Raw genomic sequence first — 15,871 nt, 5'->3', positions numbered from 1 at the left:
CACAGCGCCGCACACCGACCGGGCAGAGGCCCGCAGGCCCGGCGCCGGCACGCGCGGCTCCCCCGGCCCGCGGTTCGGGAAGGCAAGGCAGGGCGACAGACATGTTCAAGCGCATCATGCGCCAGCGGCGCAGGCTCTTCGTCGGAATCGCAGGCGTCATGGCGGGAGCGATCCTCCTCTTCGGGCCGGGCCTCGCCGCCCAGCTCTCGGCGCTGGCGATGGCGCTCTGCTCGGCGCTCATCGTCAGCTTCGCGCCCCGCTTCCGCCACTGGGTGGAGGCACTCGCCTTCGGCGTGCCGACGGGCGCGCTGCTGCCGGTGGATGCGGATGTGCGCATCGGCGTGATCCTCCTGACGACGGTGATCTTCCAGCGCTTCTTCTCCGGGCGCAGCCTCGACGGACTGCCCTTCCGCGTCAGCCTGTCCTCCGCCCGCTCCGTGACCGTCGATGCCCCGCCCCGCGTGATCTGGACGCGCCTGATCCCCGGCGAGAGCCACCCGGAGGATCACTGGACGGGCACGCTGATCGATTTCGACCACGACCCCGAAGATCCCGAGACCCTGCACCTGCGCTACCGCAACCCCGCCGGCCTCTTCGACGAGGTGACGGTGACCTTCCTCGAGCGGGCCCACCCCCGCCATTGCCGCTTCTACATCGAGCGCAGCGAGGGCGACTACTTCGAGGAAGCGGTGATGGATCTGCGCTTCATCGAGCTGGAGGAGGGGCAGACGCTGATCGAGTCGCACCTTTGCCACGAGCCCCTGCCCCTGCGCGCCGCCCTCGCCCGCTGGCTCGACGATGCCTTCGGCGACGAGTGGGACAGCTTCGCCGCCTCCGTCAGCCGCCGCACCGACTGGTCTTTGCACCGGCTGGCGCAGGAGGGGATGGCAGGCAAGGAGCGCAGCAAGGGCGACGCAAGGGTAATCTGGTAGCCGCCGGGGCGCCCGCAGGCCTCAGAGTCGCTCGATATCCCCCTCGGCGCGCCCGGCGTGGAACGCCGCCTCCCATGCCTCGAAGCTGCCCTCGGCAATCGCCCGGCGCATCCCCGCCATCAGCTCCTGATAGTAATGCAGGTTGTGCCAGGTGAGCAGCATGCCCCCGATCATCTCGCCCGCCCGCACGACATGGTGCAGGTAGGCGCGCGAGTAATTGCGGCAGGCCGGGCAACCACAGGCCTCGTCCAGCGGGCGCGGGTCGTCGGCATGGCGGGCGTTCCGCAGGTTCACCTGCCCCCGCCGCGTCCACGCCTGCCCCGTGCGACCGGAGCGCGAGGGCAGCACGCAATCCATCATGTCGACGCCGCGCTTCACGGCGCCCACGATGTCATCGGGCTTGCCGACACCCATCAGGTAGCGGGGCTTGTCCTGCGGCAGCATCCCCGGCGCGTAGTCGAGCACGCCGAACATCGCCTCCTGCCCCTCGCCCACCGCGAGCCCGCCGATGGCGTAGCCCTCGAAGCCGATGGCCGTCAGCGCCTCGGCGCTCTCGCCCCGAAGCTCCTCCGTCACCCCGCCCTGCTGGATGCCGAAGAGCGCGTGGGCCGGCCGGTCGCCGAAGGCGTCGCGGCTCCGCTGCGCCCAGCGCATGGACAGCTCCATGCTCCGCTTCACCGTCGCCTCATCGGCCGGCAGCGCCGGGCATTCGTCGAAGCACATCACGATGTCGGAGCCGAGCTGCCGCTGGATCTCCATCGAGGTCTCGGGGGAAAGGAGGTGCTTGGAGCCATCGATATGGCTCTGGAAGGTCACCCCCTCCTCCGTCAGCTTGCGCAGCCCCGCGAGGCTCATCACCTGGAAGCCGCCCGAGTCCGTCAGGATCGGCCTCTCCCAGTTCATGAAGCTGTGCAGCCCACCGAGCCTCGCCACCCGCTCCGCCCCGGGGCGCAGCATCAGGTGGTAGGTATTGCCGAGAAGGATGTCGGCGCCCGTCGCCGCAACGCTCTCCGGCATCATCGCCTTGACGGTGCCGGCGGTGCCCACGGGCATGAAGGCCGGCGTGCGGATCTCGCCGCGCGGCGTCTCGATCCGCCCGGTGCGCGCCGCGCCGTCGGTGGCCTGAAGATGAAAGCGAAAGCTCATGGCCGGCGCTCATATCCCCCGCCGCCCCCGCCGGAAAGCCTCAATCTCCCCCCGCCGGCCGTGCCCCCCTGTCTTTGGTCCCAAAAAATCCCGGGGGGCTCCGGGGGGCTGGCCCCCCGGTCCCGCACTCTCCACCGGTGCTACGCGCCCGCGTCAGGCCACCAGCACCAGCGCCGTGATCGAGCCCGTCAGCAGCAGCAGCCCCTGCCATTCCCTCCGGCTGATCCTCTCCCCGAACCACAGGGCCGATAGCGCGAGCGAGAAGATCAGCTCCACCTGCCCCACCGCGTTCACGTAGCCGACCCTCTGCAGCGTGAAGGCGGTGAACCAGCAGAAGGAGCCGGCGAGCGAGGTCAGCCCCGTCACCACGCCCACGCGCCAGCCGCGGGCCACCTTGGCGAGCTCCGCCCGCTGCCGCCACGCCATCCACAGCCCCAGCCCGATGGCCTGCGCGGCGGTCACGCACATCAGCGTCACCAGCGCCCGCAGCACCGCGTCTCCCCCGGGGAGGGAGAGGGAGGCGCCCCGATAGCCGACGCCCGCGAGCCCGAAGAGCAGCCCCGACAGCAGCCCCAGCCCCGCCGCGGGGTGCACCAGCCGGCGCCAGCCCGCCCCCAGCGCCGGCGTGTCGGTCAGCAGCAGCACGCCGCCGAAGCCCACCAGCATCGCGGCGAAGCCGGCGAGGCTCACGCCCTCGCCCAGCACGACCCAGCCGACGAGCACGCTCATCAGGACCTCGGTCTTCTTCAGCGTCATGCCGACGGCGAAGTTGCGCATGGAGAAGAGCGTCACCGTGCACAGAGTCGCAAGGATCTGCGCCAGCCCGCCCGCCAGCGCGTAGGGCCAGAAGGCGGCCGGCAGCGCCGGCACCGCCTGCCCGCTCCATGCCGCCCAGCCGAGCATCAACGCCGGCACCAGCGGGGCGGAGTAGACGAAGCGCGCGAAGGTCGCCCCGGCGCTGGAAAAGCCGGCCGTCTTCAGGTGCTTCTGCGTCGCGAAGCGCAGCGCCTGAAAGCCGGCGGCGGCGAGGGTGATGAGGATCCAGGGCTCCATGGCGGAGCCCTTACGCCCGCCCTAGCCGCGGCGCCAGATCGGGTGGGGCACCGGGTCCTTCCGCGCGAAGAGATAGCGGCGGAAGACCTCGGCGTAGCTGTCGTAGCGATAATGCTCGTTGATGCCGAGGTAGCGCTTGGGGTTGGCGCGGTAGAGGCGCGGCAGCCGGTACCACGGCACGCGCGGGTGCATGTGGTGCACGACATGCAGGTTGTTGTTGAGGAAGAGCAGCGCCAGTGGCCCCCTGTCCTCGATGATGACGGTCCGCGCCCGCACCTTCTCATGCGCCTGATGCTCGAGGAAGGTGCGGATCTTCAAGAGCGACAGCCCGGCATAGGCGGCGGCGAGGTAAGCCCAGAGCGGCATCGGCGCCGCCATCGCCACGCCCAGCGCCAGTGCCGCCGCCGGCAGGTGCCAGGCCCAGGCCCGCGCCACGGCCCGGTTGCCCCGCCGCATCGCCCGGAGGTCATTGGCAATGAACGTCGCCGTGCCGATGACGGGGCCGATCAGCAGCCGCCCGACCAGCGTGTTGTTGAAGAGGTAGATCCCCCGCCCCAGCGCCGGCAACCGCTCCCACGCCGTGCCGTCGAAGTAGTTCGTCTCCGGATCGTCGTAAGGGTCCGTCAGCATCGAATCGTGGTGGTGCGCGAGGTGCGTGTCGCGGAAGCGCCGGTAGGGGATCACCAGCGCCAGCGCCGGGAAGACCACCGCCTCGTTGAGCCAGCGCCGGCGGAAAGGATGGCCGTGGATCGCCTCGTGCTGCAGCGACGCATGTTGCGCGATGGCCCAGGCCGTCACCGGCACCGCCATCCACAGGCTGAGGGTGGAGAGCCAGAAGAGCCCCGCTGCCCACAGCGCATAGGTCAGGGCCAACAGGCCCAGCGTCGGCCATTCGGCCGAGTCCGTCTTTCGTGTCATGTCTGCCCCTGTGCCGCATGCCCCCGCGGCTATGTCACAGGATAATCCGCTGCAGTGCGGCGCGGCAGTCCGGAGATGCGCAACCTTCCTTGAACATTGTTTCGTTTTGTCACCATAAGGGAGAATGGATAAACGCGAGCGCGCCCTCATCTTCCGCGACCGGCTCCACCGGGCCATGGTCGATCAGGGCGTCAGCCAGGCCCGCCTCGCCCGGCTGGTCGGCTCCGACCGCTCCACCATCTCCCAGCTCCTGGCGGCGGAAAACGTGCGCCTGCCCAATTCCCAGCTCGTCGGGGAATGCGCGCAGGCGCTCGGCATCTCCTCGGACTGGCTGCTCGGTCTGACGGCCCGGCGCGAGCGCGCGGCGGACCTCGTCGCCGCCGCGATGAGCATGACGGAGGCGCCGCGCGCCCTGATCGACGAGCGCATCTTCGCCTGGCACCGGGAGGCGGCGGGCTACAAGATCCGCCACGTCCCCGCCGCCCTGCCGGACATGCTGAAGTTGCCGGAGGTGATGCAGTGGGAATACGAGCCCAGCCTCGGGCGGACGACGGAGCAGGCCATCGGCGCCTCCGCCGACCGGCTGGCCTGGATGCAGCAGAGCCAGTCGGATTACGAGATCGCCATGCCGTTGCACGAGCTGGCCACCTTCGCGCGCGCCGAGGGCTATTACGAGGGCCTGCCCGCCGAGGCGCGCCGGGCCCAGATCCGCCATCTGATGGCGCTGCATGCCCAGCTCTACCCGGCGCTGCGCGTCTATCTCTTCGACGCGCGGCGCCTCTATTCCTCTCCGGTGACGATCTTCGGCCCGCTGCTGGCCGTGCTCTACCTCGGCCGCAACTACCTGACCTTCCGCGACACCGAGCGGGTGCGCGCCATCTCCACCCATTTCGATGCGCTTGTCCGCGAAGCGAGCGTCTCCGCCCGCGACCTGCCAACCCACCTCGCCGCCCTCGACGCCGAAATCACCTGACCCCCGCTCCGCCCTCTCCCCCGGCGCCCCGCGAGTCGCCCCGGGTCAAGGACGCCGCAGGCGCCGCCAACGGCGGGCGAAGCTCCTTGACGCGGGGCGACTCGCCCTCACCATCGAGGAGGCCTGTTTGCAGGCAGACCTGCCAGCAAACGGCCTCTCGGCAGATGGAGATCCCTCTCACCCCTCCCGACGCTGGAATCAGCGCGGACAGGGATATGGAGGGCGGGCGGGCGATTGCCGAAGGCGAGGCCGCCCCGCCCTCAGCGCCGCAGCTCCCCCAGCTCATAGCCGTTGAAGTCCAGCATCTCGCGCGCCGCCTCCCTCAGGTCGCCCTGCACCTGACCCGGCCGCTCCAGCACGAAGCCGAAGGTCCCCTCCGGGCTTCCCAGCACGGCGACGCGGAAGCTCTCGTCGGCCCAGAGCAGCCAGAGAGGCCCCGCCGGCCCCTGCCAGCGCCCGGCGGAGAGGGGTGTCAGCTCCCAGCTGCCGCCGTCCCAGCCCAGCACGCCGCTGCCGTCCGCGGCGAAGCTCACCCGCACCGGCACGCCGACCCCCGGCCCCGGGCCGGGATAGGCGGCGCCTACCTGCCAGTCGCCGGCCAGCGCCGCCGCGTCGCGGGAGGTGGAGGCGATGGGCGCCCCCGCCACCCGCCAGACCTGCGGCGCCTCCTCCGCCGCCTTGCCGCAGGCGGCGAGGAGCAGCGCCAGCGCCAGCGCGCGGCGCATCAGAACGGCATCGGGTTGCGCTTGTGCGCCACCTCGATCTCCTCGATCAGCTCCGGGGACAGCTCGGTGCCGTAGCCCTCCAGGATGTGCTGCAGTTGCGCATCCGTGGTCGCGCCGATGATCGGCATCACCGGGAAGGGCCGCGTGCCCTGCCAGTTCAGCGCCATGTGCACCGGGTCCACGCCGTGGCGCCGGGCGATCTCCATGTAGACCTCCACGACGTCCAGCACCCGCTCCGAGGCCCGCCCGCCGAGCTCGGCCTGGCGCGACTTGCGGCTGCCCTCGGGCACCTTGCCGCCCTGGTACTTGCCGGTCAGAAAGCCCGCCGCCAGCGGCGAGTAGGAGAGGAGCGTCACGCCCTCGTGGATCGACATCTCCGCCATGTCGGTGTCCCAGAGCCGGCAGAGCAGCGAGTACTCGTTCTGCACGGTGACGACCCGCGGCGCGCCCAGCACCTCGGCCCGGTCGATCCAGCGGATCGTGCCCCAGGCGCTCTCGTTGGAGAGGCCGAACTGACCGATCTTGCCCTCCTCGCGCAGCGCCTTCAACGCCTGCAGGCAATCGTCCATGTGCGCGAGCGTCTTCGCCGTGTCCTGACCCGACGGGTCGAACCGCCAGTTCTGGCGGAAGCTGTAGGCGCCCCGGTTCGGCCAGTGGAACTGGTAGATGTCGATGTGATCGGTCTGCAGCCGCCGCAGGGACTCCTCCACCGCCGCGCGCACCGCCGCCCCGTCGATCGGTGCGCCATCCCGCGCCACGCCGCCCTCGCCGGTGATCTTGGTGGCGATCTTCCAGCCCTGCCGCCCGTACTTCGCGATCCAGGTGCCGATGTACTCCTCGGTCCGGCCCAGCGTCTCCGGCGTCACCGGGGCGACGGGATACATCTCGGCGGTGTCGAGAAAATCCAACCCGAAGTCCCGCGCCCGGGAGAGCTGGCGATGCGCCTCCGCCTCGTCCGTCTGGTTTCCGAAGGTCATGGTGCCGAAGCACCAGTCCGACACCTCGAGGGCGCCGCCGATCATGCGTCGTTTCATCTGTCGTCCCGTCCCGTGCTTTGGCGCGGCACCCTAAGGGTGGAGGCGGTGGGGGCAAGGGGCGATCGGGGGCGACGGGAGCGGGCCGGGGCGTGGGGGGTTGAGAGTGAGGGACCGGGGGCCAGCCCGTCGCCATTGGGGCTCGGACCGATGGCTCCACCAATGGCGACCCCCCGGGATTTTTTTGGACCAAAGACAGGGGGTGGTGAAGGCGCGCGCTGACGGGGAGCGGGCGCGGGGTGGGGAGCGGGGAAGGTGGGGTGGCGGGCGGGTGACGTGGGGGGCCTGCCCGTTTTCGCCCGGGGCTGTCGCTTTCGGCGCAGCCCGGGGGGCGGCGGCGGGTTAGGCCCGGACGGCCATGCGCCTGATGCTCACCTTCCTGCCGCTCCTGCTCTCCGTTGCCCTGCTCCAGCTCTCCTCCGGCGGCGTCGGCCCGCTGGACGCGTTGACGGGGCTGGAGGCGGGCTTTTCCACCGGCGCCGTCGGCCTCCTCGGCTCCGCCCACTTCCTCGGCTTCTTCGCCGGCTGCTGGTGGGCCCCGCGGCTGATGGGCTCCGTCGGCCACGCCCGCGCCTATGCCGGCTTCACCGCGCTCGGCGCCATCGGCCTCGCCGCGCATATCCTCGTCACCGACGCCTGGGCCTGGACCTTCTTCCGCATGGCCACCGGCCTCTGCGTCGCCGGCTGCTATACCGTCATCGAGGCCTGGCTCATGGCGCGGCTGACCAATGCGACGCGCGGGCGGGCCATGGGCTCCTACCGCGTGGTGGACATCACCGCCTCGCTCGTCGCCCAGTCGCTGATCGGCGGGCTCGCCGACATGCCGACCTATACCGCCTACGCCCTGCTCACGATCCTCTGCTGCGCCTCCATCCTGCCGCTCGCCGTCACCCGCATGGCGGCGCCGGCTGCGCCGACGGCCGGGCGGCTGCGCCCCGGCCTCGCCTGGCGCTGCTCGCCGCTTGCCGTGGCGGCGGTGCTCGTCTCCGCCGTCTCGGGCGCCTCCTTCCGCATGGTCGGCCCGATCTACGGGCAGGAGGTGGGGCTCGCCGCCTCGGAGATCGGCGCTTTTCTCGCCATTTACGTCGCCGGCGGCGGGCTGGCGCAGATCCCCGCCGGCTGGCTCGCCGACCGGCTCGACCGGCGGCGCGTGCTGATCGGCCTCTCCCTCGCCGCCATTCTCGCCTGCGCCGCCACGGTGCTGGCGGCGGGCGGCGGGCGCGGGGCGATCATGGCCGCGGCCATGCTCTTCGGCGCCGTGACGGTGCCGATCTACTCCGTCGCCACCGCCCATGCCCATGACTTCGCCACCTCGGAGGAGCGGGTGGAGCTCTCCGCCGCGCTGATGTTCTTCTACGCCGTCGGCGCCATCGCCGCGCCGTGGAGCACCTCGGCGCTGATCGCCGCGCTCGGCCCCTCGGCGCTCTTCGCCGTCATCTCGCTGGCCCACATCGCGCTGGTCGCCTTCTCACTTCTGCGGATGCGCGCCCGCCCGGCGGAGCGGCGGACGGCCTATGCCTACGCGCCGCGCACGAGCTTCCTCATCGGCTGGCTGACGCGCAAGGAGCGCGAGGCGCCTCAGAGCGAGAAGCCGGGCACCCAGTCGTAGATCTTCCGCCCCGGCAGGAGGATCGAGGCCACGCCCTCCGCGCTCCGCAACCCGCCCCCGCCGAGCGCGGCACCGGGGATCGCGGGCAGCCGCGTGCCCTTCGCCCAGGACGACCAGGCGTAGGAGAGCCCCTCCGGCCCGCTCGCCGGCTCAGCCAGCGTCACCTCGACGCGGCGGCCGTCCACCCGCACGCCCGTGACTTCGCCCCGCGCCATCTCGAAGCCGTGGCGGCCCGAGGCCGGGGCGTGGTCGAGGGCGAGCGGCCCCTCCCCCGCGAAGTCCAGCAGGAGGCGCGCACCCTCCGCCACGGCCGCAACGGGATGCGGCAAGGTGCGGGGCTGGCCGGAGAGCTGCGCGGCGATGCTGCGCCCAAGCGCCTCGCCGAGGAGGGCCTTGCCCTCGGCGCTGTAGTGCACGCCATCCTCCAGCGGCCAGGGGTAGCCGGCCGCGGCCAGCGTCGCGTCGCCGCGGGCGGTGGCGACATCGGCGAGGGCGAGCCGGTTCGGCCAGGCATTGCCGGCCCCCTCCGCCCCCGGCCCGGCGGCCTGCACAAGATGCCAGTGCATCGGCAGGCCAAGGGGCGCCAGCACGTCCGCCGTGACATCCATCATGCCGCCGAGGCGCGCGGCATATTCGGCGCGGACCATCTGCCGCTCGCTCTCGCCATGCGCGAAGAGGAAGGCAATGGCGCCGACCTCGGGGCCATCGCGCATGGCGGCATCGCAGACCTCCGACGTCACCCGCAGGAAGGCCTCGAAGAGCGGCGACAGATCCCCCGAGCAGGTGGAGAGGAGGCCGTCCACCTCGCGCGCCCCCTGCCGCAGGCCGAGGAGCCGGCGGCCGCCCTTGGCGCCCGAGCGCAGGATCACGCGGGCCGGCGCCTCGGGCCCCATCTCGTGCAGCACCCGCGCGCCGGCGGCGGCGGTGAGCGACATCACCCGCCGCTCATGCGGCGCGAAGGGCTCGAACCCCGTGATCGGCCCCTTCGGCGCCTGCCCCATCAGGCCGCGAAAGCCGTGGCCGTCGTCGGGGACGACGAGGCGCGGGTCCTCCAGCGGCGGCGCCTCCAGCCGTGGGCCGGCGTTGTGGACGTCGGCGTTCGACTGGCCAAAGGCCATGATCAGAAGGCTCTTGCCGCGCATGTCCCGCTCCCCCGCCACGACGGGGACGATGCCGGGGACGGTGGGTGGGGGCAAGGTGGGACCGCGGCGGCGCTGATCCGCGCGGAGGGGCGGGAGGTGAGTGAGGGACCGGGGGCCAGCCCCCGGACCCCCGCGGTATTTTGGGCCAGATGAAGGGGGGGCGGGCTAGCGGGCCTGTCGCGCAGGGAGCGGACTGGCGGGCGTGTCGCGTTGGGGGCGGGGTGGCGGACGTGCCGCGCAGGGGGAGAGGGGCGGGCCTTTTGGACGGATTGGCGGGGGCTCTGGCCAGCGGGGGCGGGCCTCGCTACATGGGCGGGGAACGACAGGAGAGACCATGGCCCGGCACCTCATCACCTCGGCCCTGCCCTATATCAACGGGATCAAGCATCTCGGCACGCTGATCGGCAGCCAGCTTCCGGCCGACCTCTATGCCCGCTACCTGCGCGGGCGCGGCCACGAGGTGCTCTTCCTCTGCGCCACCGACGAGCACGGCACCCCCGCGGAGATCGCCGCCAAGAAGGCCGGCCAGCCAGTGGCGGAATACTGCGCCGAGATGCACCACACGCAAGGGCGCCTCGCCGAGGGCTTCGGCCTCTCCTTCGACCATTACGGCCGCTCCTCCGGCCCGCAGAACCACCGGCTGACGCAGCATTTCGCCGCGCGGCTGGCGGAGGCGGGGCTGATCCGCGAAGTCTCCGAGCGGCAGATGTATTCCCACGCCGACGGGCGCTTCCTGCCCGACCGCTACATCGAGGGCACCTGCCCCAACTGCGGCTTCGCTGAGGCGCGCGGCGATCAGTGCGACAATTGCACCAAGCAGCTCGACCCGGTCGACCTGATCGAGCCGCATTCCACCATCTCCGGCTCCACCGATCTGGAGATGCGGGAGACCAAGCACCTCTACCTCCGTCAGTCCGCCATGAAGGACGCGCTGAACGAGTGGATCGACCAGCAGGCCGACTGGCCGATCCTGACGACCTCCATCGCCAAGAAATGGCTCAATGACGGCGACGGCCTGCAGGATCGCGGCATCACCCGCGACCTCGACTGGGGCGTGCCCGTACAGAAGGGCGACGAGCCCTGGCCGGGCATGGAGGGCAAGGTCTTCTACGTCTGGTTCGATGCGCCCATCGAGTACATCGCCGCAGCCCAGGAATGGGTGGATGCCGGGACCGGGACGGACTGGGAGCGCTGGTGGCGCACCGACAAGGGCGCGGACGACGTCCGCTACACCCAGTTCATGGGCAAGGACAACGTGCCCTTCCACACGCTCGGGTTCCCGGTGACGATCCTCGGCAGCGGCGAGCCGTGGAAGCTCGTCGATTACATCAAGAGCTTCAATTACCTCAATTACGACGGCGGCCAGTTCTCCACCTCGCGCGGGCGCGGCGTGTTCATGGACGCGGCGCTGGACATCCTGCCCGCCGATTACTGGCGCTGGTGGCTACTGTCGCACGCCCCCGAGTCCGGGGATGCCGAGTTCACCTGGGAGAATTTCCAGGCCGGCGTGAACAAGGACCTCGCTGACGTGCTGGGCAACTTCGTCTCCCGCGTCACCAAGTTCTGCCGCTCCAAGTTCGGCGAGGAGGTGCCGGCGGGCGGCGCCTATGGCGAGCGTGAGGAGGCCTTGATCGCCGAGATCGAGCGCCGGCTGCGCGCCTACGAGGCGCAGATGGAGGCGATCGAGGTCCGCAAGGCCGCCGCCGAGCTGCGGGCGATCTGGGTGGCCGGCAACGAGTACCTGCAGGCCGCCGCACCTTGGGCGACCTTCAAGGAAGACCCGGAAGCAGCCGCCGCTCAGGTGCGCATGGGCCTCAACCTCGCCGCGCTCTACGCCGTCATCTCCGCCCCCTTCCTGCCCTTCACCGCCAAGGCCCTCGCCGAGGCGCTGAAGCTGGAGGACACCGCCTGGCCGGGCTCCGCCGAAGCGGCGCTGGGCGCCCTGCCCGCCGGGCATGCCTTCTCGGTGCCGGAGAACCTCTTCACCAAGATCACCGACGAGCAGCGCGAGGAATGGCAGGACCGGTTTGCCGGGAAGGCGATTGCGCCGGAGGATAGCTGAGCGCTGCGTGGGGACGGGTGGGGGCGCTGCCCCCACACCCCCGAGGGTATTTTTTGGCCAGATGAATGAGGATCCCGCAGCGGGCCCGGGCCCGGGGGCCTGAGGCGCGGAGGTCGCCGGGCTAGAAATCCGTCGGGGCGCCGCCCTCTTCCTTGCGGCGGATCACGAACTCCTCCAGCGCGCCGCGCGCGGCATCGGCCATGGGCGGCGGCTCGAAGCTGGAGAGGATCTCGTGGTAGACGCGGTGCGCACGCTCCGGTGTCCAGACCGCGCCGCCGAGCTCCCATGCCTCGAAATTGCGCCAGTCGCTGACGAAGGGCGAGTAGAAGGCCGTCTCGTAGCGATCCTGCGTGTGCTGGATGCCGAAGAAATGGCCGTGGCTGCCGACCTCGCGGATGGCGTCGACGGCGATGTCCTCCGGCTCGGTCGCCACCAGCTCCGGCTCGAAATACCGCTGGATCATCGAGATCACCTCGCAATCCATGATGAACTTCTCAGGAGACGCGATCAGTCCGCCCTCCAGCCAGCCGGCGGCGTGGTAGACGACGTTGGCGCCCGATTGCACGGCGCTCCACAGGGCATTGCCCGTCTCCCACATCGCCTGCCCGTCGGGCACGTTCGCCGCGCAGGAGCCGGAGGCGCGCAAGGGCAGCCCGTAGAAGCGGGCCATCTGGCCGGTCATCTGGGTGGCGCGCATGTATTCCGGCGTGCCGAAGGCGGGGGCGCCGGACTTCATGTCGACGTTCGACGTGAAGGTGCCGATCACGCAGGGGCAGCCGGGGCGGACGTATTGAAAGAGCGCGATGGCCGAGAGCGCCTCGGCGATCGACAGCGTCACCGCCCCCGCCATCGTCACCGGCGCCATGGCCCCGGCCAGCGTGAAGGGTGTCACCATCACCGCCTGCCCCGCGCGGATCAGGCGCAGGCAGCCGTCGATCATCGGGTAGTCGTGCTTGAGCGGCGAGGAGGAGTTGATGTTGGTGTACATGTGCGGGCGGGCGCGGAACTCGTCCTCCGACAGCCCACCGGCGAGGCGCACCATCTCCATCACGTCCTCCACCCGGGCGGGCCCCAGCGAATAGGCGTGGGCGACCTTGTCGGTCAGCGTCAGCTTGTCGAAGAGCACGTCGAGATGGCGAACGGAGGCATGCACGTCCACCGGCTCCACCGGGTAGCCGCCCGCGAAATGGATGCAGTTGAAGGCCTGGGTGAGGCGCAGCAGGTTGGCGCATTGCTCCCGCGTGCCCGGCACCTTCCGGCCCAGCGACAGATCCATGTAGTTGGGCGGCGAGGAGACGTTGCCGAAGAGGATGTGCTTGCCGCCCACCGTGATCTCGCGCGCCGGGTTGCGCGGCGTGATGGTGAACTGGCTCGGCGCCTTGGCCACCATCTCCATCACGAAGTCACGGCCGATCCGGACATTCTCGCCGGAGACGATGGCGCCCGCCTCCTTCCAGATCTCGATGGCTTCGGGGTTGAGGTAATCTATCCCGATCTCCTCGAGGATGCGCATGGCCCCCTCGTGGATCGCCTGCACGCCCTCGGGGCGCAGCGGCTCCGTCGGGGCATCGGTGTTGAGCGGGATGCGCCAGTCGCTCTGGTGCAGATCGGCGCCGCCCCGTCGGGCGGTGTTGGCGGCGCGTCCGCCCGCGCGGCGGCGGCGTGGCTGCTCGTTCATGACGTCGTGCAATCCCCGAAGAGGCTCGGATGCAGCTTCGCGCAGGGGCCTTGCGATATGTTTCCTCTTTGCGACAGGAATGGTCGCGATCGGCCGTTCAGGCGCCCTGATCGAGCCAGCCCGGCAGATCCGCCAGCGAGGCCAGCACCGCCTCGGCATGGGGCGCCAGTTCCTCTGCCGGCGCCGTGCCGGTGAGCACGCCCACGGCCCGCATCCCGGCGGCGCGAGCGGCGAGGAGGTCATGCGTGGAATCGCCCACCATCAGCACCTCCCCCGGCGCCAGCCCGGTGGCGGCGGCAAAGGCGAGGAGCTGCCCCGGCTCCGGCTTCGCGCCATGCCCGGAATCGTAACCGGCGATGAAGGCGAAGGCGCCCTCGATCCCCGCGGCCACCAGATGGGCGCGCGCCGTCGCCTCGGCGTCGTTCGTGACGAGCCCCAGCACGTGCCCTGCGCCGAGCCGCTGCAGCAGCGGGCCGAGCGGCGCCACCGGGACCTGCGGCACGTCCTTGCCGGCGTCCTGGATCAGCGCGACCAGCGCCGCGTCGCTCATGGGCTCCGCCAGGTGCGGGGCGATGACCGCCGCCACCTCCTCCGCGGTGCCGGCCACGACAGGCGAGCCCGGCCGGAAGCGCTGCGCCTCGGGATCGTAGCCCATCGCATCGGCGATGGCGGCGGTCCGGGCGGCATCTCCCCCGGCCAGCCGGGCGCAGAAACCCGCCGTCCACGCGCCCCAGGTGGCGGTGAAATCGAAGATCGTGCCGTCCTTGTCGAGCAGGATGCCGCGGAGGGGCGGCGGAGACACGGTCATGTCCAGTGCACCTGCTCGGCGCCCGGCAGGGCGACGCGGGCCTGCATGAGCGCCTCCGGCGCATGACCCGTCTCGGCGGCGAAGCGGCCGACCCAGGCGTCGTCGAGCAGCAGGAAATCGAGGACGGAGGCCAGCACGGCGGGATCGCCCGCCCCCTCCCGCAGCCACGCCAGATCTGCCCCGGACGCGCCGAGGAAGACAGGCAGAAGCTCCTCGTCGCCCACCAGCCATGCCAGCGCCTCTATCCCGACGATCTCGGCATTCTGTGGCGTCACCCGTTCACTCCTTTCCTCGCTTGGAAACCATTTCTTAACTGTTGCAAGTTTTAACAAAAGGCGACGGACCATTGTTTCAGGACTCGCCGTGCCCGCCCGAGTGCTCATTTTCGACCCCACGGTCTCGAGCCGCATCCTCACGAGGGCGGCCCTGGCGGAGGCGCAGTACAACCTCGTCGTGGCGGAAAGTTCGGCCGATGCACAGGTCGAAATGATGCGCGGGCGGCCCGATCTCATCCTTCTGGGCGTCGTGGCGCCGGCGGCGGGGGCCTTTGCCTTCCTCGCCGGGCTGCGGGCCGACCCGCAGCGGCGCGGCATCCCCGTCATCGCCGTCGGCAGGCTGAGCGATCCGTCGCTGCGCCTCGCCGTGCTACGCGCCGGCGCCGACGACCTCTGCGACCGGCCGGTGGACCCGGTGCTGCTGCAGGCGCAGGTGCGCCGGCTGCTCCGCCGCTCCGACTCGCTGGCAGAGCTCTGCCTGCGGGAAGAGACGCACCGCGCCCTCGGCTTCGCCGAGGAGGGGGAGGAGTTCCTGCAACCCGGCCGCGTCAGCGTCGTCGTGCCGGAGGGGCAGGCCGTCCTTCCCGCCGTGGTGCCGGTGCTCGACCGCCTGCCCGGCGGCGGCGATGTGCTCGACCCGCGCAGCCTGCTGACGCGCATCGGCTCGGGCGACGCCGCCGATCTCTTCGTGATCGATGCGGCGGCCGAGGGGCTGCGCCCGGGGGAGCTCTTCCGCCTCATCGCCGAGCTGCGCAGCCGTGCCTCGACGCGGCACTCCGTGCAGATCGCCATCGTGCCGCCCGACATGACGGACATGGCCGCAATGGCGCTCGACCTCGGCGTCGACGATCTCGTCTCCGCCCGCGTGCGCCCGGCGGAACTGATGCACCGGCTGAAGGCGCTGCTCCTGCAGAAGCACCGCGCCGACCGGGCGCGGGAAAAGCTGCGCCGGGGCGTCGAGAACTCGGTGACTGACCCGCTCACCGGGCTCTACAACCGCCGCTACGCCCTGCCGGCGCTGAAGAGCGTCACCGATCAGGCGGCGCGCAGCGGGCGCATGGCGGCGGTGATGGTGCTCGACATCGACCACTTCAAGGAGATCAACGACCGCTTCGGCCATGCCACCGGCGACAAGGTGCTGGAGGAGGTGGCCCGGCGACTCGCCGCCCGGGTCCGCGTGGGCGACATGGTGGCCCGGATCGGCGGCGAGGAATTCCTCGTCGTCATGCCGGAGACGGATGCCGAGGCCGCCGCCGAAGCCGCCGAGCGCCTGCGCTCCGGCATCGAGGACAGGCCCTTTGAATCGAACCGCGAGGGCTGCCCTGCCCCGCCGCCGGTGCGCGTCACCCTCTCCATCGGCGTGGCGCTGGGCGCGGGCGAGCGCCCCGGCGAGCCGACGCTCTTCGAGCGGGCCGACGCGGCGCTCTACTCCGCCAAGCTGGCGGGGCGGAACATGGTGAGCCTCAGCCGCCCGGCGGCCTGAGGCCGGGCGGGCGGTGCGGGGCCCACCCGAGCC

General features: G+C 71.3%; 14 protein-coding genes. 5 read left to right on the top strand and 9 right to left on the bottom strand.

Annotation, left to right across the window (positions count from 1 at the left end):
* The first annotated feature begins 101 nt into the window (after positions 1–101).
* Positions 102–932 (top strand): SRPBCC family protein, encoded by an 831-nt coding sequence (locus GY170_RS05530; RefSeq protein ID WP_163890745.1) that lies wholly within the window; start codon positions 102–104, stop codon positions 930–932.
* 21 nt (positions 933–953) lie between these two features.
* Here the strand turns inward: GY170_RS05530 and tgt are convergent, their stop codons facing one another.
* From tgt to GY170_RS05515, 3 genes are all read right to left on the bottom strand, one after another.
* Positions 954–2,078: a tRNA guanosine(34) transglycosylase Tgt gene (gene tgt, locus GY170_RS05525; protein WP_163890743.1), complete on the bottom strand. Its 1,125-nt coding sequence runs from the start codon at positions 2,076–2,078 to the stop codon at positions 954–956.
* Positions 2,079–2,231: 153 nt separating this feature from the next.
* Entirely contained in the window at positions 2,232–3,131 is a 900-nt protein-coding gene (locus GY170_RS05520) for an EamA family transporter (RefSeq protein WP_163890741.1), read from the bottom strand.
* A gap of 21 nt (positions 3,132–3,152) precedes the next feature.
* Positions 3,153–4,049 carry a fatty acid desaturase gene (locus tag GY170_RS05515; protein ID WP_163890739.1) on the bottom strand — a complete coding sequence of 299 codons (897 nt, stop codon included), beginning with the start codon at positions 4,047–4,049 and terminating at the stop codon, positions 3,153–3,155.
* A gap of 124 nt (positions 4,050–4,173) precedes the next feature.
* On the opposite strand from GY170_RS05515, the gene GY170_RS05510 reads away from it, so the two are divergent.
* Positions 4,174–5,022: a helix-turn-helix domain-containing protein gene (locus tag GY170_RS05510; protein WP_163890737.1), complete on the top strand. Its 849-nt coding sequence runs from the start codon at positions 4,174–4,176 to the stop codon at positions 5,020–5,022.
* 260 nt (positions 5,023–5,282) lie between these two features.
* Here the strand turns inward: GY170_RS05510 and GY170_RS05505 are convergent, their stop codons facing one another.
* Together GY170_RS05505 and GY170_RS05500 are read right to left on the bottom strand one after the other, a co-directional pair.
* Complete coding sequence (locus GY170_RS05505; protein WP_163890735.1) at positions 5,283–5,747, bottom strand: lipocalin family protein; 465 nt, start codon at positions 5,745–5,747, stop codon at positions 5,283–5,285.
* Positions 5,747–6,781 carry an aldo/keto reductase gene (locus GY170_RS05500; protein ID WP_163890734.1) on the bottom strand — a complete coding sequence of 345 codons (1,035 nt, stop codon included), beginning with the start codon at positions 6,779–6,781 and terminating at the stop codon, positions 5,747–5,749. The genes GY170_RS05505 and GY170_RS05500 overlap by 1 nt, the downstream gene beginning before the upstream one ends.
* 358 nt (positions 6,782–7,139) lie before the next feature.
* Here GY170_RS05500 and GY170_RS05495 point away from each other — a divergent pair, with 358 nt between their 5' ends.
* Positions 7,140–8,390, top strand: a complete 1,251-nt coding sequence (locus tag GY170_RS05495) for an MFS transporter (protein ID WP_163890732.1) — start codon at positions 7,140–7,142, stop codon at positions 8,388–8,390.
* On the opposite strand, the gene GY170_RS05490 is transcribed toward GY170_RS05495, so the two are convergent.
* Positions 8,360–9,532 carry a hypothetical protein gene (locus GY170_RS05490; protein ID WP_167803290.1) on the bottom strand — a complete coding sequence of 391 codons (1,173 nt, stop codon included), beginning with the start codon at positions 9,530–9,532 and terminating at the stop codon, positions 8,360–8,362. The genes GY170_RS05495 and GY170_RS05490 overlap by 31 nt on opposite strands.
* A 334-nt stretch (positions 9,533–9,866) precedes the next feature.
* Between GY170_RS05490 and metG the strand changes: the two genes are divergently transcribed.
* Positions 9,867–11,594, top strand: coding sequence for a methionine--tRNA ligase (gene metG, locus GY170_RS05485; protein WP_163890728.1), 1,728 nt, complete (start codon positions 9,867–9,869; stop codon positions 11,592–11,594).
* A gap of 121 nt (positions 11,595–11,715) precedes the next feature.
* Here metG and GY170_RS05480 read toward each other — a convergent pair whose 3' ends face one another.
* From GY170_RS05480 to GY170_RS05470, 3 genes are all read right to left on the bottom strand, one after another.
* A complete protein-coding gene (locus tag GY170_RS05480) occupies positions 11,716–13,272 on the bottom strand; it encodes a trimethylamine methyltransferase family protein (RefSeq protein WP_163890726.1) in 1,557 nt (518 codons plus the stop codon).
* Between the two features lie 97 nt (positions 13,273–13,369).
* Positions 13,370–14,080 carry an HAD family hydrolase gene (locus GY170_RS05475; RefSeq protein WP_163890724.1) on the bottom strand — a complete coding sequence of 237 codons (711 nt, stop codon included), beginning with the start codon at positions 14,078–14,080 and terminating at the stop codon, positions 13,370–13,372.
* Entirely contained in the window at positions 14,077–14,355 is a 279-nt protein-coding gene (locus tag GY170_RS05470; RefSeq protein WP_235937797.1) for a DUF3572 domain-containing protein, read from the bottom strand. Before GY170_RS05470 ends, GY170_RS05475 begins: the two co-directional genes overlap by 4 nt.
* A 100-nt stretch (positions 14,356–14,455) precedes the next feature.
* Between GY170_RS05470 and GY170_RS05465 the strand changes: the two genes are divergently transcribed.
* Positions 14,456–15,838, top strand: coding sequence for a diguanylate cyclase (locus tag GY170_RS05465; RefSeq protein WP_167803289.1), 1,383 nt, complete (start codon positions 14,456–14,458; stop codon positions 15,836–15,838).
* The last annotated feature ends 33 nt before the right edge of the window (positions 15,839–15,871 follow it).

Origin of the sequence: Pseudoroseicyclus tamaricis, from assembly GCF_012070395.1 — a bacterium.
Lineage (GTDB): Bacteria > Pseudomonadota > Alphaproteobacteria > Rhodobacterales > Rhodobacteraceae > Pseudoroseicyclus_A > Pseudoroseicyclus_A tamaricis.
The sequence above is the reverse complement of the archived record's forward strand: the minus strand, read 5'-3'. Positions and strand labels throughout refer to the sequence as shown.